The organism is Azorhizobium sp. AG788, assembly GCF_004364705.1.
Taxonomy (GTDB): Bacteria; Pseudomonadota; Alphaproteobacteria; order Rhizobiales; family Xanthobacteraceae; genus Azorhizobium; species Azorhizobium caulinodans.
In genome coordinates, this window is record NZ_SOBM01000005.1 from 227,091 (window position 1) to 245,263 (window position 18,173).

An 18,173-nucleotide genomic window follows, 5' to 3' on the forward strand; every position below is an offset into this window, starting at 1 on the left:
TGTCCCGCTCCCGCCCATCCAGACGAAGGCGGCGGAACCCCTTGAAAAAGATGCGACCGCGCCGCAGGGCGGATTGGCGCGGCCGCAACCTTCATCGGGAGGTGATGAAGGCATTCAGGGGACGAAGTCCTGCCGCATCGTGCGGGACGGGCGGCAGGGCATTCCGTCAGCTCGGTTCTTCGGGCTTGCTCCGCTCGCCCCTCGGCAGATGGCCGAAGACGTGCGGGCGCACCTGATCCATCCATGCGCTGGCGGGCAGGCGCCGCCAGGCGGCCTGGGCGAGCGGCGGCACCTGCTCGCCCAGAAGGATGCCGAGCAGACCCACCAGCGCCACCACGGGCGGCGCCGGCGAACGCACGTTCAGCAGGCCGTAGATGACGCCGACCAGCAGGCCCGCGGCGAGAGACACAACATAGATCTTCATCGCGCTCCCTCCGCGCCGTGGCCGCGTCAACCCTCGTGGGCGCCGAACATGGTCTTGGCGTAGATGATGCCGAGGCCATAGGAGCCGCCAAACTGCTTGGCGATGCCGGTGGTGGACTCGTAAGTCTCGGTGCGAGCCCAGTCGCGCTGGAGTTCGAGCAGATACTGCAGCGAGGTCATGGGGCGCACGCCGGCCTGCACCATGCGCTCCATGGCGCGCTCGTGGGCCTCGTCGGTGACGTCGCCGCAGGCATCGGCGATCACATAGACCTCGAAGCCCTGGGCGATGGCCGACAGGGACGGGCCGACGATGCAGACCGAGGTCCACAGGCCGCACATGACAAGGCGCGGCTTGCCGATTTGGTTGACCACCTTGATGACGTTGGCGTCTTCCCAGGTGTTCATGGACGTGCGGTCGATCAGGGCCTGCCCCGGGAAGGCGCTGGTGATCTCTTCATACATGGGGCCGGAGAAGCTGCGCTCGGCCACCGTGGTGAGGATGGAGGGCACGCCGAAGCTGGCGGCGGCGCGGGCGACAAGCGCCGCATTGTTGCGCAGGAGCACAGCGTCGATGGACTTCGTCGCAAACGACATCTGCGACTGGAAGTCGATCATGATCAGCGCATGATCGGTGGGGGTGATGAGCAGCGGAGAGGGCGTGGGAGTGGCCTGGGGGGTCATGATGGGTCCTGCCGCAAGATTGGAATGCGGCGCCAAACTGCCCCTGCCCGTCCATCCGGTCTTGTCGGGTCTGCTGGCCTTTTGAACGGGATGCCCATGGCACGCATGGCCAAGTTCAAGACAATGTGAGCACCCAATCCCTCCCCATAGTTCGGGGGCCAAGCGCAAGTAGGCGGCGCGAAAGGCGCTATAAATGCAGGGAAAATTCGCGCATTTTAGTATCACTGAAACTTCCCACGCTTTCATTGCGGCCGAAATTCGGGTCTGCTAAACATCCCCCATGAAGCTCGCCGAATGGCTCCAGACCGCTGGCGTGACGCGCAGCGCATTTGCCAAGCAGGTGCGCCTGTCGCCCGCCAGCGTCACCGCCTTGTGCAACGACGACGGCGCCTGGCTCTCCCGCGAGAGTGCCCAGCGCATCGCCGAGGCCACCGGCCATCAGGTGACGCCCAATGACTTCCTGGGGCTGCCGGCCCCACGCATCCGAGGTTTACCCGTGATCGATACCGTGCAGTCCCGCGTCCAGCTCGCCATCGAAGCCATCGCCCGCGGCGACATCGTCGTCGTGACCGACGATGACGACCGCGAGAACGAAGGCGACCTCATCCTCGCCGCCTCGCTCGCGACCCCGCAGAAGCTGGCCTTCCTCATCCGCCACACCTCCGGCATCGTCTGCACGCCGCTGCCGCCCTCCGAGGCCAAGCGTCTGCGCCTCGACCCGATGGTGTCCAACAACGATGCACCGCTCGGCACCGCCTTCACCGTCTCCATCGACGTGAAGCACGGCACCACCACGGGCATCTCGGCCGAGGAGCGCACCAACACCGTGCGCGCGCTCGCCAATCCCAACATGGGCGCGGCGGATTTCGTTCGGCCCGGCCACATCTTCCCGCTCATCGCCAAGGAAGGCGGCGTGCTCATGCGCTCCGGCCACACCGAGGCGGCGGTGGACCTGTGCCGCCTCGCCGGCGTGCCGCCGGTGGGCGTGATCGCCGAACTGGTGAATGACGACGGCACCGTGAAGCGCGGGCCGCAGGTCAATGCCTTTGCCGACGAGCACGGCCTGCTGCGCATCTCCGTGGCCGACCTCATCGCCTATCGCCAGGCCCGCGAGAAGTTGGTGACGCGCACCGCCGAATTCCCGGTGCCGACGCTGGTCGGCGAGATGCAGGGCTATTCCTACATCACCCCCTTTGATCAGGTGAACCATCTGGCGCTCGTCCACGGCCGCATCGGCGACGGCGAGAACGTGCTGGTGCGTCTGCATCGCGCTGATCCGGTGGCCGATGCCTTCACCGGCGCCAAGGGCCTGCAGAAGGCGCTGGAGCGCATCAGGCAGGAAGGCCGGGGCATTCTGGTCTATCTGCGCGACGGCACGGTCGGCGTGCCGCCGACTGCGATGGGCTCGGAGAAGACCTCGAGCGAGATGGAGCGAGACCAGCACTGGCGGGAAGTCGGCCTCGGCGCACAGATCCTGCGCGATCTCGGCGTCACCTCCATCCGCCTGCTCGCGTCCAAGACCCGCACCTATGTGGGCCTCTCGGGCTTCGGCATCGAGATCAAGGAAACCGAGCCCCTCGAGGGCTGATCCAGCCTTCTTCAGAACCGTTGGAGTCGCAACGCCGGATGCCCCGCATCCGGCGTTTTCTTTTGGCGCCGAGCGCGTACCCCAAGGCCAAGCTCAAGTAAATACAACCCACTTACCACCAGTTGCATTTGATAAAAAGCAAATCAGATTGCGACTATTTCCAATTTCGGATCGACGTCCAAAACACAGCTTCACACCAGCCCCGACCGTTATTTGATTATCTGTACATTTTTATCATCTCACCCCAATCCCTTCTCGGCAGAGATCTGGGCCATGGCGGAACTGGCCAGATTTCATCAGGAATGGATGTTTTTCGCTCCCATACGGAGCTTTTCCAACCGGTTCCACGCGGAACCTGCCGCCAAGCTTCACGGTTATCATCATACCGATCACCATAACTCGCGACGCGATTTTCTCGGGGAAACCGATATGTACAATAATCTCTCGATGACCTGGAAAGTTGTCAGCCTGTTGCTGGCGTTGGGGCTCGTCAGCCTCGCAGGCGGATACTATGCCTCGTCCCGCCTCATGGCGACGGACCAGCTCTATAGCGACCTGATCGACGGACCCCAGCGGGCCGTGCTCGAACTCTCGCGCGCCAACCGGATGATCACCGAGACGATGGCCGGCGTGTATCAGGGCATCGCAGCCACCACCGCTGAGGAAGGACAGCGGGCCCAGACCCTGCTGAGCACCAGTTCACGCCAGTTTCAGGAACGCATCAGCGTCGCTACGGACAAGGCCGCTCCGGAGTATGCTGACCGCGTTCGCGCCATCGGCACCGACTATGCCACCATCCTGAGCGGCGCCTGCGCAGAAGCGATCGCGCTGTCCAAGATCGTGGGCGACGAAGATGCCAACCTGCGGGCCGGCAAGGCCATGTCGGCCTCCTGCCGGCCGGCGCTGCGCGCACTTGGCGAAACGGTGACCACACTCAACGCCACCATGGGCAAGTCCGTGGACACGCTGTCGGATGACGCCACGCTCACCTCGACCCGCACGGCTACGGTCACCCTCGTCACCATCGCCGTTGCCACGCTGGTGGTGCTGGCGCTGGCGGTCCTGCTGGTGCGCCGCGGCATCGTCGCCCCCATCCGCGTCATGATGGCTGTCACGAAGGGGCTCGGCCAGGGCAAGCTCGATCAGGCCGTGGCCGGCACCGAGCGGAAAGATGAGATCGGCGCCATGGCCGGCTCGCTCGAAGTGCTGCGTGGCCAGCTTTCCGAAGCCGAGACGCTGCGGCGGGCGCAGGCCGAACGCGAAGCCCGCGAGCGCGAAATTCTCAATCGCCGCAACACACTGGCGGAGAATTTCGTGGCCCGCATGACCGAACTCTCCTCGGCCTTTGCCGCCTCCTCCGATCAGGTGGCCGGGTCCGCCCGCAATCTCTCCGCCACGGCCGAGCAGACCTCCCGCCAGGCCCAGGCGGTCGCGGAAGCCGCCGAAGAAGCCGCCGTCAATGTGCAGACGGTCGCCGCTTCGTCGGAAGAACTCGCGGCCTCGGTGCGGGAGATCACCGGTCAGGTCAGCCACTCGGCCAAGGTGGCGGATGTCGCCTACACCGAAGCGGAGACCTCCAACGCCCGCATCTCTGAACTGGCGACCGCCGCCACCGCCATCGGCGATGTGATCTCGCTCATCAAGGGCATCGCCGACCAGACCAACCTGCTGGCGCTCAACGCCACCATCGAATCCGCCCGTGCCGGAGAAGCCGGTAAGGGCTTCGCGGTGGTGGCTTCCGAGGTGAAGCAGCTCGCCTCACAGACGGCCCGCGCGACCGACGAGATTTCCGCCAAGATCTCGGAGATCCAGCAGTCCACCCAAGGCACCGTGACCTCGATGGCGGAGATCATGCGGGTGATCGCCAACATGAAGCAGATCTCTTCCTCCATCGCTGGCGCGGTCGAGGAGCAGGGCGCTGCCACCGGCGAGATCGCCCAGAACTGCCAGCGGGCGGCCAACGGCACGCAGCAGGTGACGCAGAACATCACCGGCGTCGGCCAGGCGGCCGAACTCACCGGCTCGGCGTCCACCGAACTGCTGGCGCTCTCCGAGGGTCTCTCGGGGCAGGCCGCCGATCTGAAGCAGGTGGTCGAACGCTTCGTCGAGGACCTCAACGCCGCCGCGTGATCCTCGGCCCCGGCCCGCGAGCGGGCCGGGGCCGCCCTACCCAGCCGCCCGATTGCGCTTCATTCCCATACGGCACGAGGCGAATTGACGCAGAAGCTCTCGGAACGTGAGAGCGACCATGGGCGCATCGCCTTCTTCCGTGTGTGCCACACTGAGCCAAAGACGCCGCATCAGTTGATACGGTTCGCGCGAGAGCCCGCGCGGCACCTCTGCGTCCTGAGCACAAAAAGCACGCCCCCACTATTCGGTATTAACCGTTGCGCCACCATGCTGCGTTGCAAAATTGAACGCGGCATCTTGCCGTCGGGCGCCCTGCCGGCCGTCCGGAAATATTGCATTGCGGGATGACTTTCCGGGACACTGGATCCGACCCTCCTGCCATCGGGCCAGTTCGCAAACGGACGTGAGCTTTGCCTTGTTCCGGGCGTCTTCCAGCTTATACCCGAAGGACTTCCTGAACCCGACGCGCTGTCCCGCCGCCTGCGGCCGGCCCTGCGTCTGCCGCCCGGTTCCGCCCGCCATGATCGTTCGAGAGAAACCCAACCTCTTTTCCATCTTCTTTATTGTGCGGCGCGGGAGTGGCTCGATCCTGCCGCGCATCCTGCCGCAGATGCTGCTGGTGATGACGCTGTCGTCCGTGGTGGTCTATGGCCATCGCCACGCTCCCGACTGGGTGCCGGTCGTGAGCAGCGCGCCCTTCGCGCTCATCGGCATCGCCCTATCCATCTTTCTCGGCTTCCGCAACAACGCCTGTTACGACCGCTGGTGGGAGGCCCGCCGGCAGTGGGGCACGCTGGTCATCGCCTGCCGGAACTTCGGCCGCCAGACGCTGCTGCTGGAAGAGCGCGGCGGCAGCGAGGGCGCACATTTGCGCATCGAAATGGTCCGGCTGGTCATCGCCTTCACCTACGCCCTCGTCCAGCATTTGCGGCCATCCAAAAGCCAGCCGTCTGTCCCGAGCGGCCTTGCCACCAGCATGAGCGAGCGGTTCCTCACCAGCCGCAACCCGCCCGATTATCTGCTGCGCCAGATCACCAGCCTGCTGGTGGGCGCCCGCACGCGCGGCCTGCTGAGCGATATCGAATTCTCGCTCATCGAAGGCACGGTGGGCCAGATGGAGACGGTTCTCGGTTCCTGCGAGCGCATCCGCTCGACCCCGGTGCCGTTCGCTTACACGCTGCTGCTCCACCGCACGGCCTATGCCTTCTGCTTCCTGCTGCCCTTCGGCTTTGCCGATCTCATCGGCTGGCTTGAGCCCATCGCGGCGGGCATGGTGGCCTATACCTTCTTCGGCCTCGACATGCTGGGCGACGAACTCGAAGAGCCGTTCGGCGAACTGCCCAACGACCTGCCCATCGCGGCGCTCGCCGAGACCATCGCCATCAACCTGCGCGAGGCGCTGGGCGAGACAGACCTGCCGCCCTTCCCCGAGCCTGTCAATTACGTGCTGATGTGAGGCGACCCGCCCGAAGTCACCGAACATTCCCCTACGTCATATTCGGTATTTGGACCTCCCGCGCGCGGCGCTCTTTTGCCGCGCACCGATCGGTGTCACCATTCGATCCTGACCGCTCGTGGAAAGCCCGCTGTGGAGGCTGCCAATGGGACGCGTTGTGGGGAGCTGGATCGCCGCTCTCGCCTTGGCTTTCGGCCTTGCCGGAAGCCTCTGCCTCGGCCCGCCCGGCGCCGACCCTGCCGCGGCGGCGACGACGCTGCGCTCAAGCGTGCCTACGGTGGACGTGGCTCTCGTCCTCGCCGTGGACGTCTCCTATTCCATGGATACGGAAGAACAGGCCCTCCAGCGGGACGGCTATGCGCAGGCCCTCGTCTCGCCGGAATTCCTCAATGCCCTGAAGCTCGGGCCCAACGGCCGGGTGCTGGTGGCCTATGTGGAATGGGCGGGGGAGCACGAACAGAAGCTGGTGCTGCCCTGGCGGCTTGTCGATGGGCCGGAGACGGCCCGTGCCGTTGCCGCCGAGATCGCCGCCGCGCCCCTCCGCCGGGTCTATCGCACCTCGATCTCCGGCGGGCTCATCTTCTCCGCGCATCTGTTCGAGGGCATGGAGTATCGCGCCCTGCGGAAGGTCATCGATGTCTCGGGCGACGGTGTGAACAACCAGGGCGCCCGCGTGGACCAGACCCGCGACGCTTTGGTGGCGCAGGGCATCACAATCAATGGCCTGCCCCTGATGCTGAAGCGGCCCAATTCCAACTCCCTCGATATCGAGGGTCTGGACCAATATTACGAGGATTGCGTCATCGGCGGCCCCGGCGCCTTCGTGATCGCGGTGCGCGAGCGGGCAGAGTTCATCCAGGCCATCAAGACCAAGATGGTCCTGGAAGTGGCCGGCGTGAAACCGCCGCGCGTGCCGCTGGTCATCCCGGTGGTCCAGCCGCCGCGCATCTCCTGCACCATCGGCGAGCGCATCTGGGGCGAGCGCTGGAACAACAATTGAGCGGCGGGACCATGACGGTTCCGTGACTGATCCCGCGCAAGGACGGGTATGGTGCCCTCCGGCATCATGGCCGCAGTTCCAATTACGGAGCGCGGCCCATGTCGATCCATCCGCCGCTGGGACCGGAAGTCAGCCTGCCGCCCCTCGCCCTTTCGGGCCTCGCGCCCGAGGCTCCCGCTTCGGTGAAGATGGAGGCGCGACACATCACCTATCATTACGGCCGCACCCTCGCGCTCAATGACGTGAGCGTGCCGGTGCATCGCGATCGCGTCACCGCCTTCATCGGCCCGTCCGGCTGCGGCAAGTCCACCCTGCTGCGGGTCTTCAACCGCATGTATGACCTTTATTTCGACCAGACGGTCGATGGCGAGGTCTGGATGGACGGGGAGAACATCCTGGGCCCCAACGTGGACCTTCTGGCACTGCGCACGCGCATCGGCATGGTGTTCCAGAAGCCGACGCCCTTTCCCCTCTCCATCTTCGACAATGTGGCCCTCGGCGTGCGCCTCTCCCTCGATCCCGCGCCGGCGGAGCTGAGGAACCGCGTCGAAGAGGCGCTCCGGCGCGCGGCCCTGTGGGACGAGGTGAAGGACATCCTGCCCACGAGCGCGCTCAGCCTGTCGGGCGGACAGCAGCAGCGCCTGTGCATCGCCCGCACGCTGGCGGTGGGCCCGGAGGTGATCCTCTTCGACGAGCCATGCTCGGCGCTCGATCCGATCGCGACGGCCAAGATCGAGCAGACCATCGACGAGCTGAAGCGCGATCACACCATCGCCATTGTCACGCACAATCTCCAGCAGGCGGCCCGGATCTCGGACTACACCGCCTTCATGTATCTGGGCGAGATCCTGGAGTTCGGCACGACACGCCATCTGTTCACGGCACCGGCGGACGCCCGCACCCAGCGCTACATCACCGGCCGCTTCGGCTGAGGCCCCTAGCGGTGGAAGTGGCCCACGAGTTCCACATGGGGCGAATAGCGAAACTGGTCATAGGGCGTCACGCGCTCAAGGCGGAAGCCGCCGTCGATCAGCAGGCGGGCGTCGCGGGCGAAGGTCTGGGCCGAGCAGGACACATAGACGAGCCGTTCCACCTTGGAGCGGGCGAGTTCGCGCGCCTGCGCTTCCGCCCCCTGGCGGGGCGGATCGATGACCACGGCCTCGAACTTCTCCAACTCATACGCCATCAGCGGCCGGCGGAAGAGGTCGCGCACTTCCCCTTCCACGCTCTTGAGGCCCTGCGTGCCCCGGATGGCCTTGAGCAAGGCAGTGATGGCGGTCTCGTTGCTCTCATAGCCGCGCACGCGGGCGTGGCTGGCGAGCCGCAGCGCGAAGGTGCCGACGCCGCAGAAGAGATCGGCGACGCTTCTGGCGCCTTCCACCCCTTCTCCCACCGCCTGCGCCAGCAGCGCCTCGCCGGCGGCGGTGGCCTGAAGGAAGGAGGCGGGCGGCAGTTCCACGCGCGCAAGGCCCATGGGCAGGAACGGCAGGCGGCGCTGCACCACCATCTCGCCGTGGCGGGTGAGACGGGCAAGATCGAAGCGATCCGCAAGGGCGGCGAGGTCCATGAGGATCATGGGCGAAAGAGGTCCCGAGCCACGCACGTCCAGATCAAGCCCGCTCTCGGTGGCGGTCACATGCAGGTCGAGGGGCTTCTTCATCTCCGCCAATGCTTCGGCCACCGCCCGCGCCACGGGAAGGGCCTGATCGAGGGCGGGGGAGAGCACCGGGCATTCCGTGACCGGCACCATGGCGTGCGACTTGCGCTCGGCAAAGCCGACCACGGTGCGCCTGCCCAGTTGCCGGGCATGGAAGATGGCGCGGCGGCGACCCTCTCCATGGGCGTCCACCAGCGGCGCCACCTCCACCTCGACCCGCTCGCGGGAAAGCGCGTCCACCACCAGGCCGCGCTTCCACGCCTGATAGGCCGCTGCCTCCCAATGCTGGAGCAGGCAGCCGCCGCAGAGGCCGAAATGCGTGCAGGCGGGGGCCACCCGCTCCGGGCTCGCCTTGAGGACGCGGGGCTCCACCAGCCGGTCCTTGTCGCGCCGGCCGGCGATGATCTCCCCCGGCAGGCCATACGGCACGAACAGGCCGCCGGCCGCGAGCCCATCTCCCTGCGCGCCGACGCGCAGGACTTCCACTTCCATCTTGCTCACGGTCGCACCGCACCCAAAAGAAATTCCCGATTGCCGTCCCCGCCCTCGATGGGCGACGGCACGAGGCCCAGCACCCGCCAGCCGAGGGCTTCGACCTCGCCTCGCACACGGGCACAGACCGCCTCATGAATGGCGGCGTCCTTCACCACGCCCTTCTTCACATGCGCGGGGCCGGCTTCGAACTGCGGCTTCACCAGCGCCACGAGGGCGGCCTGCTCCGCCGCGAAGGCGAGCGCTGGCGGCAGCACGAGTGCCAGCGAGATGAAGCTGACGTCGGAGACGACCACGTCCACCGGGTTGCCGACTTGCGCCATCTCCAGCCGGCGGATGTCGGTGCCCTCGAACAGGCGCACCTCCGGGCGTTCGCGCAGGCGCGGGTGGAACTGGTCATGCCCCACGTCCACGGCCACGACGCTGGCGGCGCCGCGCGTGAGCAGCACGTCGGTAAAGCCTCCGGTGGAGGAGCCAACATCCAGTGCCCGCTTGCCTTTCACCTCGAAGCCGAACGCATCGAGCCCGGCTTCGAGCTTCAGTCCGCCGCGCGACACATAAGGATGGAGATCGCGCGCCTCGATCTGCGCATCCTCGTCCACTTCCTGTCCCGGCTTCTTCGCAACCGCGCCATTGACGCTCACCTGCCCCGCAAGGACAGCCGCCTGCGCCCGCGCCCGGCTGTCGAACAGCCCGCGCTCCACCAGCAGCTTGTCGATGCGCGCCCGCGCGGCCATACCGGCCCCTTCTTTTCCAAAAGCCCTGCCGAAAAGCTCCCGCGGACGCCACGGAGGCGCGGTCGCACGGGATTGATGCCAAAGGATCTTCACACCCGAGGCCGGGCCCGTGATATGCGATCGGCCGGGGGCAAGGCAAACGGAACCGCACGGCGGAGCCTTTTAGGCTGCGGAGACGTTTCAACCAGGATCAAAGACCCAGCTCAAGTTTGGCTTGCACTGCAACCAAACTCAGGTTGTGCTTTGAGCCCTGCCGGTGGAGTGCGTATGCGACAGTTCCTTGCTGCGGCCGCGTGTGCGGCGCTGATGTGTGCCGGCCCAGGTGGTGCCGCCGCAGCCACGAAGCCGTCCAAGGCCAGCAAGCCAGCGAAAGCCGAGCCCGTGGATACCCGCGTCTGGAGCATCGCGCGGGCGGATGATGCCTATGCCCTGCGCTTCGGCCAGCCGAAGGCGGCGGACCCGGTGTTTTCCGCCACATGCCTGCCCAGCGCCCAGTTGCTTCAGATCGCCGTCGAAGTCCCGCAGGACAACAAGATCCGCTCGGGCGACGGCGTGCCCCTGTCGCTCTCCAGCGGCAAGCGGCGGCTGGAACTGGCGGCCAGCGCCTTCCTCGGCACCACCGACGGCCGGCTGGTGGTGGAGGCGGCGGTGACGCTGACACCGCGCGTGCTGGACATCTTCCGTGAAGGCGACACGCTGGCCGTCCGCATGCCGGGCTCCAGCCAGACCTATCCCCTCGCTGGTGCCCGTACACGCCTTGCGGACTTTGAGCGCGCCTGCCAGGGAAAGAGGTAACAAAGTAGATATGATCTCGCCCACCGTGGTGTTCTTAACCTAGAATTAAGGACACGCTTTGCGTGCGTTCTGTCTTCGATATGATCGCGCCGTCCGATCTTGAGGAAGACTTCATGTTCCGCACCCTTCTCGCCACCGGCCTGCTCGCAGCCACCTGCCTGCCCGCTGCGGCGCAGGAAAAGCTCGTCTGGAACGCTGCCTCCATGGACAACGGTGCCACGCTGTCGTTCAGCGCGCCGGAAAGCGATCACGGCATGATCGGCTTCGTCTGCAACAAGGGCAATCCGACGGTGCTGGTCGGCAGCTACATCGGCTCCAAGGGCCTCAAGGCCGACGAGCCCGCGCGCATCATCCTCAGCGCCGGCAAGGTGAAGAAGACCTTCACCGGCAAGGCCGTGACCAGCGAGGAAAGCGCCGCAGTGGACGTGGAAGCCGGCGCCACCTTTGACGACGTGAAGGCCGTCCTCTCCGGCGGCAAGCTCATGACCATCGAGGTCAAGGGCGTGAAGCAGCAGATTTCGCTGACCGGGGCGCCCACCGCCTTCGCCAGCTTCGAGACCGCCTGCAAAGGCTGAAATCCCGACGCGGCCGGCTGACCTCCGGGCCGCGTTCATTCAAGTGGGAGCACCTTGCGCGCCTGTCGCCTTCCGGCTTCAGGCGCGTTTTGTTGCGACCGCTCCCCGGCGCTCCGCAGGCTGAACCAGCGCCAGCGCGCGCTTGTAGATGCCATCGGCATCAAGCCCCGCCTCCGCCAGCTGGGCGGCAGGCGTGTCGTGGTCGATATAGGTGTCCGGCAGGGTCAGCGTGCGCACCTTCAGGCCGCCGTCCATGAGCCCCTCATCGCTGAGGAACTGGAGGACCTGGCTGCCGAAGCCGCCGACGGAACCCTCCTCCACCACCACCAGCGCCGCATGGGTGCGGGCAAGCTGCGCGATCAGTTCCCGGTCGATGGGCTTGGCGAAGCGGGCATCCGCGACGGTCGCCGAAATGCCAAGGCTGGAGAGGCGCTCGGCCACATCGAGGCAGGCGGCAAGCCGGGTGCCCAGCGACAGGAAGGCGATATCCTGCCCCTCGCGCACCACCCGGCCCTTGCCGATGGGCAGGCGCTCGCCCTTCTCGGGCCGCTCCACGCCCACGCCTTCCCCGCGCGGGAAGCGGAAGGCGATGGGGCCGGCGTCATGCCCCACGGCCGTGGCGATCATGTGCGTGAGTTCCGCCTCGTCGGCGGGGGCCATCACCGTGAAGCCCGGCAGGCAGGTAAGCATGGCGAGATCGAAGGCACCCGCATGGGTCGCGCCGTCCGCGCCCACGAGACCCGCGCGGTCGATGGCGAAGCGCACCGGCAGGCCCTGAAGGGCCACGTCGTGCACCACCTGATCATAGCCGCGCTGAAGGAAGGTGGAATAAAGCGCGCAGAAGGGCCGGTAACCTTCCGCCGCAAGGCCGGCGGCGAAGGTCACGGCATGCTGCTCGGCAATGCCCACGTCGAAGGTCCGCTGCGGGAAGGCCTGGCCGAACAGGTCGAGCCCGGTGCCGGACGGCATGGCGGCAGTGATGGCCACCACCTTGTCGTCGCGGCGGGCTTCATCGATCAGCGTCTCGGCGAAGACGCGTGTGTAGCTGGGGGCGTTGGACTTGGCCTTCACCTGCGCGCCCGTCACCACGTCGAACTTCACGACGCCATGATACTTGTCCGCCGAGGCTTCGGCGGGCGGATAGCCCTTGCCCTTCTGCGTCACCACATGGACCAGGATGGGGCCGGTCTTGGCATCGCGCACATTCTTCAGCACCGGCAGCAGGTGCTCCAGATTGTGGCCGTCGATGGGGCCCACATAATAGAAGCCCATCTCCTCGAACAGCGTGCCGCCGGTCCAGAAGCCGCGCGCGAACTCCTCCGCCTTGGCGGCGCCATCCTTCACGAACTTGGGCAGGTGTCCGGCGAGCTGCTTGCCGATCTCGCGCAGGGAGAGATAGGTGCGCCCGGAAATGAGCCGGGCGAGATAGGCGGACATGGCCCCGGTCGGCGGGGCAATGGACATGTCATTGTCGTTGAGGATGACGATCAGCCGGCTGTCCATGGCGCCAGCGTTGTTCATGGCTTCATAGGCCATGCCCGCCGACATGGCGCCGTCGCCGATCACCGCGATCACATTGCGGTCGCCGCCGGAGAGGTCGCGCGCCACCGCCATGCCGAGACCGGCGGAGATGGATGTCGAGGAATGGGCGGCGCCGAAAGGATCGTATTCGCTCTCGGACCGGCGCGTGAAGCCGGACAGCCCGCCGCCCTGGCGCAGGGTGCGGATGCGGTCGCGGCGGCCGGTCAGGATCTTGTGCGGATAGCACTGGTGGCCCACGTCCCAGATCAGGCGGTCGTGGGGCGTATTGAACACGTGGTGCAGGGCGACGGTGAGCTCCACCACGCCGAGGCCCGCGCCGAGGTGACCGCCGGTCACGGAGACCGCGCTGATCGTCTCCGCACGCAGTTCATCCGCCAGCTGGGAAAGCTTCTCTTCCGGCAGGCGCCTGACGTCTGAGGCGTCGCGCACCGTATCGAGAAGCGGTGTCTTGGTTACCGTCACCGCACACTCCGCTCCGGCCTCTCACCGGGAAAGGACGGGTTACACAGTCCGCCCCCGCAACGCAACGCGCAAGCACCGCCTTGTGACCCGCCGCCGGGCGTTCCCGTCAGGAGGCTGCGGCGGGCGTCTTCTCGGACGGCTTCTGGACCGGCGCCTGGAGGAGCGCCGCCGCGGGGATGCGATGGCTGCCCACGTGCATCTCCACCTCATCCATACGGAATCCGCACGCCTTCAGATCGGCCCGCCACTTGGAGAGGTCCACATGCATGGGATTCTCGCGCAGCAGCTGCACCTTCACGAACGGGAAGCCGTTCTTCAGCAATTCGTTCCACGCCATCAGCGTGGGATTGGCCGCCCGCGCGTCGGTCAGGCCGAGCGGATAGAGCACGTCCACCATCAGTCCGGCGCTGGAGAGGATGCTCGGGAACGGCACCTCACAGGTCTCGATCACCTTCTGCTTGTCGAAGATGGCCCGCATCTCGCCGAAGAAGGCCCGCACCGGTTCGCTGGCCAGGGCGTTCGGGCGCAGCACGAAGAAATAGCTCTGGAAATGACGGCGGAATGCGGTGCTCTCGGTCAGCGCCACCACGTCGGCGACGCTGCGCTTCACGCGCTCCAGCATGAAGGCGAGCACGCTCGGGGAATTGTAGACGCTGTCGTTGGCGAACCACAGGGCGGGCGCCGCCCAGAGTTCCGGCCACAGCCGGAGCACGCGCGCCCAGGCCGAGAAGTCGTAGCCGAAATTCTCGAGCACGATCAGCGAATCGGCGACAGCCAGGCCCGGATCGTAACATTTGAGGTCGGTGCGGTCGGTGGTGACGATCATCACCAGCCGGCAGCCCCCCGCCTTCAGATCCTTGCAATAGCTGATGACGTGCGGCCAGATCCGGCCATCGGGAGAATAGGTCACGAACAGGCACACCGGCCGCTGGTCGGCCGGTGCCAGAGCCCGCACCACGCGGCGGCCCATGCCTTCAAGCGCCTTGTCCTCGGGCATCTCCTCCACCGTCTCGGGCGCGACCATGAGGCCGAGTGCCTTGCGCAGGTCCGCCGTGGCGTCGAAGCCGGTGAAGACCTTGACCGCAGCCGAAGCCAGATAGCGTGCGACGCGGGTGGGGTTGGCCGGGTTCATCGACGTCCTTTCTCAAACGCGTCCGCCCCCCCGGTGCGCGCCTGTACGGTGGGAAGGGCCAGCCTGTCACACAGGCCGGCGATCTTGCCGGAACGGATCATCAGACGATGGATGTCCAGCATGAGCAGAGCGAGCAGGCATCCTGCCGCCAGATACGTTACCTCGCCAACCTTGCCGCGGGCTGCACCATATTTGGCGAGGACGTAGCGTTCCGAATGCTTCTTGAAACGGCTGATGCGGAAAGTCTGCCGCCAGCCGGGCGCCGAGGACTTGCCGCCCGCATGGATCACGCGGGCTTCCGCCACGACGACGATCGGGATGCCGGAGCGGATGGCCCGCAGCGCAAGATCGTCATCCTCGTGATAGAGGAAGATGCTCTCATCGAAGCCGCCCATGGCGAGGAAGGCGCGCCGCTCCATGAGGAAGGCAGCGCCATGGACGAAGCGCGTGCAGTAATCCCCGGCGATCTCCTCCGCCTTGAGCCGCCGCTTGCGGGGGACCGGCTCCAGGATCGAGCCTTCCTTGCGCATGGGCCGACCGTTCTCTCCCAGGATCGCCGGCATGAAGATGCCTGGGTCGCCATAACGCTTCACTGCATCGAGGAGCGCGGGGACGGTGCACTCCTCCATCACCGCATCGGGATTGAGGAAGAGCACATAATCGCCCCGCGCGGCGCGGGCGCCGGCATTGCAGGCGGTGCCGAAGCCGAGATTGGCGGACATGGGCACCAGATCGAAGGGGCGCGCCACCTCGCTCTGCCAATCGAGTCCCTCGGGGCTGGCATTGTCCACTACCACCACCTGATAGGCGGCGGGCACCGAGGCGATGGCGCGCGGCAGCACGCGCCCGCTATTGTAGGAGACGAAGACCACGCTGACCGAAGGCGGCTTCTTCACCTTCACGAACAGCAACCTTTGCGGCGTTGTCACACCCTGCTCCTGCCGCACTGGCGCGAGTTCAAAAACGGACGCCGAACCGGCTGACGGGGGCTTTTGCAAGCCCCACACATCCCCAGGCCGCGCCCTTCGGCGGCATAGGTAGCACCGCAGCGCCGCAGATCAAGCCGAGAAGCCGGGAAGCCGCTTTGCGCCGCGGCAAGCCTGCTTTAGATTGCGCCGCCATGTCGCCACCCCACCAAGGCACCACAATCCGCCGCCACCTTTTCTTTGTGGCCGGCTACGATCCCATGACCGCGGATGCCCACCACGGCATCTTCACGCGCGAGCTTGCGCGCTTTGCGGACGTGTGGGGGATCAAGGCGCGGGTGGACAGCGTGCCCCGCGCGAAGCGCACCGGTGCCACCTGGACGGCGCGTAGCGAGGGACCCGGCTGGTCCACCGAAACGAACTTCGAAATTCTCGCCTGGGACGATCTGGTGCGGCGCGACATGAACCGCAGCCGCTGGTCGCATCTGGGCGGCACGATCCGCGCCCTCGCCGACATGATCGGCTCGGGGACGCTGTTCCGCTATTTCGGCACCAGCCACCGCTACGGCATCTTCTTCTGCCTCACCTATCTGACGCTGGCCGCCATCTGGGCGGTGGCCGTGGGCCTGGGCTTTGCCGCCACGGCCTATGCCCGGCCGGTGGTGAGCGATGCGCTGATCGGCTCCTTCTACGCCTTTAACGGCCAGACCGGGAAATGGGTGGCCGTGGCAGCGGGAGTGGCGACGACGCTCATCGGCGGGTTCGGCCTGATGAAGCTTCTCAACAAGCGGTTTCGGCTCCGGCAATCCCTCGATCTTGCGGAATTTTCGGTGGATTTCGCCCATGACCGGCACCCCGAGATCAAGGAGCGCATCACCGCCTTTGCGGACCGCGTGCATGCGGTGATGGCCTTCGGCGGCGTGGACGAGATCATCATCGCCGGTCACAGCCTCGGCGCCATGCATGCCATCAGCCTCGTGGCGCGGGCGCTGCGGGACGATCCGAACTTCGGCACCAAGATCCCCATCCGCATCCTGACGCTGGGCTCCACCATCGCGAAGTTCGCCCTCCATCCGGCGGCCGACCGGCTTCGCGGCGCGACGCGCACGGTCTCCAAGGCCACCGCCGTCGGCTGGACGGAATATCAGGCCCGCGACGACATCGTATCCTTCTACAAGGTGGACCCGGTGACGCTCGGGCGCATCTCGGACGGCGACCCCAACCGCCGGCCGCTGGTGCGGCGCGTGGCCATCCGCTCCATGCTGACACCGAAGACCTATGCCCGCTTCCGCACCGATGTCATGCGGCTGCACTGCCAGTTCTTCCTCGCGAACGACCGGCGGGCGCCTTATGATTTCTATGCGTTCGTGTGTGCCCCGGTGCCCTACGACACGCTCGTCGGATCGCCTGAAGGGCCGCTTTCCGTGTTCGCGGAGGATGGTAGCCTGCTTGCGCCGCCGCCGGTGACGCAGCAAAAGGGCGCATGATTTCGCTTCCCCTGCTCGCTCACCCGGTTTCCCTCGTCACCCTCGCCAAATGCATCTGGGCGCTGGGCGTGGTGTCCTGGTATCTGCTGCGTCTGCCCTTCGAACTGAAGGTGCGCCGCACCCGCGTGGCCGACGCCACCCACCGCACGCTGCGCGAATACACGCTGCTGACCATCTCGACGCTTGGTCTCGGCATCGTGCCAGCAGTGTTCTGTCTCACAAGCTGGCCGCGCGGCCTCACCTATGCCACCTCGCCGCTTCAGGTGACGGCGGGCGCGCTCGTGTTCCTCGCTGCGCTCTGGCTGTTCTGGCGCACCCATCGCGACCTCGGGCGCAACTGGTCGGTGACGCTGGAGATCAAGGAAACCCACCAGCTCATCACCCACGGCGTCTATCGCGCCGTGCGGCACCCTATGTATTCGGCCTTCTTCCTGTGGGCGGTGGCACAGGCGCTGCTGCTGCCGAACCTCGTCGCGGGCCTCTCGGGCCTCATCGGCTTCGGCATCCTGTTCGCCTTCCGGGTGGGGCGCGAGGAGCAGATGATGCGGGAGACCTTCGGCCCGCAATATGACGCCTACATGCAGCGCACCAAGCGCATCATCCCCGGCATCTACTGAGGGCGGGGCGGAACGAACCGCGTCCGGACCGCGCCACCCGATTCGGACACGCTGCGTTCCAGCCGCGTTCCTTTCGGCGAGGCAGGGTTGTGCCGTTCCGGGACAGCTCAGGCCGGATCGAGAGGCGCCGTGCCGGTGGGCCGGCCGTCCGCATCGCGGGTGATGGTGGCGACCCGGGCCTCGGCTTCGCCCAGCAGCGCCTCGCAGCGCTTCTTCAGCGCCTCGCCGCGCTCATAGATGGCGATGCTCTCTTCCAGCGGCACGTTTCCGGCCTCCAGGCGCTGGACGATGCTCTCAAGCTCGGCAAGCGCCGCCTCGAAGGAGAGGGTGGACACGGCGGGACCGGCTGCGGCCTTGGTCTTGGCGTCCGTCTTGCTGGTCTCGGCCATGGGCTGTCCTTCCGAATCTCAATGCTTGCGCTCCTTATATCGGAGCACTGCGCCGCCCTTAAGGCGCCATCGGCTGTCACAGGG

The 18,173-nt window shown here is 66.5% G+C and carries 17 protein-coding genes; 9 read left to right on the forward strand and 8 right to left on the reverse strand.

Annotation, left to right across the window (positions count from 1 at the left end; genetic code table 11):
• Window positions 1-166 precede the first annotated feature (166 nt).
• Window positions 167-424 (reverse strand): DUF1427 family protein, encoded by a 258-nt coding sequence (locus tag DFO45_RS14575; RefSeq protein WP_012171624.1) that lies wholly within the window; start codon window positions 422-424, stop codon window positions 167-169.
• 26 nt (window positions 425-450) lie between these two features.
• A complete protein-coding gene (locus DFO45_RS14580) occupies window positions 451-1,104 on the reverse strand; it encodes a hydrolase (RefSeq protein WP_012171625.1) in 654 nt (217 codons plus the stop codon).
• A gap of 280 nt (window positions 1,105-1,384) precedes the next feature.
• Between DFO45_RS14580 and ribB the strand changes: the two genes are divergently transcribed.
• The 5 genes from ribB to pstB all read left to right on the forward strand — a co-directional run bounded on the left by ribB (window position 1,385) and on the right by pstB (window position 8,210).
• Window positions 1,385-2,692 (forward strand): 3,4-dihydroxy-2-butanone-4-phosphate synthase, encoded by a 1,308-nt coding sequence (gene ribB, locus DFO45_RS14585; RefSeq protein ID WP_133865435.1) that lies wholly within the window; start codon window positions 1,385-1,387, stop codon window positions 2,690-2,692.
• A 447-nt stretch (window positions 2,693-3,139) separates the two neighbouring features.
• Window positions 3,140-4,822, forward strand: coding sequence for a HAMP domain-containing methyl-accepting chemotaxis protein (locus DFO45_RS14590; protein WP_166657139.1), 1,683 nt, complete (start codon window positions 3,140-3,142; stop codon window positions 4,820-4,822).
• Between the two features lie 520 nt (window positions 4,823-5,342).
• A complete protein-coding gene (locus tag DFO45_RS14595) occupies window positions 5,343-6,278 on the forward strand; it encodes a bestrophin family protein (protein ID WP_012171628.1) in 936 nt (311 codons plus the stop codon).
• 145 nt (window positions 6,279-6,423) lie between these two features.
• Entirely contained in the window at window positions 6,424-7,278 is an 855-nt protein-coding gene (locus DFO45_RS14600; RefSeq protein ID WP_133865437.1) for a DUF1194 domain-containing protein, read from the forward strand.
• Between the two features lie 188 nt (window positions 7,279-7,466).
• Window positions 7,467-8,210, forward strand: coding sequence for a phosphate ABC transporter ATP-binding protein PstB (gene pstB, locus DFO45_RS14605; protein ID WP_245518126.1), 744 nt, complete (start codon window positions 7,467-7,469; stop codon window positions 8,208-8,210).
• Between the two features lie 5 nt (window positions 8,211-8,215).
• Here pstB and DFO45_RS14610 read toward each other — a convergent pair whose 3' ends face one another.
• A complete protein-coding gene (locus tag DFO45_RS14610; RefSeq protein WP_208299810.1) occupies window positions 8,216-9,427 on the reverse strand; it encodes a class I SAM-dependent RNA methyltransferase in 1,212 nt (403 codons plus the stop codon).
• Between the two features lie 5 nt (window positions 9,428-9,432).
• Window positions 9,433-10,164, reverse strand: coding sequence for a TlyA family RNA methyltransferase (locus DFO45_RS14615; protein ID WP_133865440.1), 732 nt, complete (start codon window positions 10,162-10,164; stop codon window positions 9,433-9,435).
• 381 nt (window positions 10,165-10,545) lie between these two features.
• On the opposite strand from DFO45_RS14615, the gene DFO45_RS14620 reads away from it, so the two are divergent.
• Together DFO45_RS14620 and DFO45_RS14625 are read left to right on the forward strand one after the other, a co-directional pair.
• A complete protein-coding gene (locus tag DFO45_RS14620) occupies window positions 10,546-10,959 on the forward strand; it encodes a hypothetical protein (RefSeq protein WP_133865441.1) in 414 nt (137 codons plus the stop codon).
• A 113-nt stretch (window positions 10,960-11,072) separates the two neighbouring features.
• Window positions 11,073-11,534 (forward strand): hypothetical protein, encoded by a 462-nt coding sequence (locus tag DFO45_RS14625; RefSeq protein ID WP_133865442.1) that lies wholly within the window; start codon window positions 11,073-11,075, stop codon window positions 11,532-11,534.
• Window positions 11,535-11,612: 78 nt separating this feature from the next.
• On the opposite strand, the gene dxs is transcribed toward DFO45_RS14625, so the two are convergent.
• The 3 genes from dxs to DFO45_RS14640 all read right to left on the reverse strand — a co-directional run bounded on the left by dxs (window position 11,613) and on the right by DFO45_RS14640 (window position 15,599).
• Window positions 11,613-13,538 carry a 1-deoxy-D-xylulose-5-phosphate synthase gene (dxs, locus tag DFO45_RS14630; protein ID WP_133865443.1) on the reverse strand — a complete coding sequence of 642 codons (1,926 nt, stop codon included), beginning with the start codon at window positions 13,536-13,538 and terminating at the stop codon, window positions 11,613-11,615.
• 106 nt (window positions 13,539-13,644) lie between these two features.
• Window positions 13,645-14,670 carry a rhamnan synthesis F family protein gene (locus DFO45_RS14635; RefSeq protein WP_133865444.1) on the reverse strand — a complete coding sequence of 342 codons (1,026 nt, stop codon included), beginning with the start codon at window positions 14,668-14,670 and terminating at the stop codon, window positions 13,645-13,647.
• The gene (locus DFO45_RS14640) at window positions 14,667-15,599 is read right to left on the reverse strand and encodes a glycosyltransferase family 2 protein (RefSeq protein ID WP_166657140.1); all 933 of its coding nucleotides are present in this window, start codon (window positions 15,597-15,599) and stop codon (window positions 14,667-14,669) included. Before DFO45_RS14640 ends, DFO45_RS14635 begins: the two co-directional genes overlap by 4 nt.
• A 257-nt stretch (window positions 15,600-15,856) precedes the next feature.
• Here DFO45_RS14640 and DFO45_RS14645 point away from each other — a divergent pair, with 257 nt between their 5' ends.
• Together DFO45_RS14645 and DFO45_RS14650 are read left to right on the forward strand one after the other, a co-directional pair.
• A complete protein-coding gene (locus tag DFO45_RS14645; RefSeq protein ID WP_133865446.1) occupies window positions 15,857-17,083 on the forward strand; it encodes an alpha/beta hydrolase in 1,227 nt (408 codons plus the stop codon).
• Window positions 17,080-17,700 carry a protein-S-isoprenylcysteine O-methyltransferase gene (locus tag DFO45_RS14650; protein WP_133865447.1) on the forward strand — a complete coding sequence of 207 codons (621 nt, stop codon included), beginning with the start codon at window positions 17,080-17,082 and terminating at the stop codon, window positions 17,698-17,700. Before DFO45_RS14645 ends, DFO45_RS14650 begins: the two co-directional genes overlap by 4 nt.
• 107 nt (window positions 17,701-17,807) lie before the next feature.
• Here DFO45_RS14650 and DFO45_RS14655 read toward each other — a convergent pair whose 3' ends face one another.
• A complete protein-coding gene (locus DFO45_RS14655) occupies window positions 17,808-18,089 on the reverse strand; it encodes an exodeoxyribonuclease VII small subunit (protein ID WP_012171640.1) in 282 nt (93 codons plus the stop codon).
• Window positions 18,090-18,173: the final 84 nt, after the last annotated feature.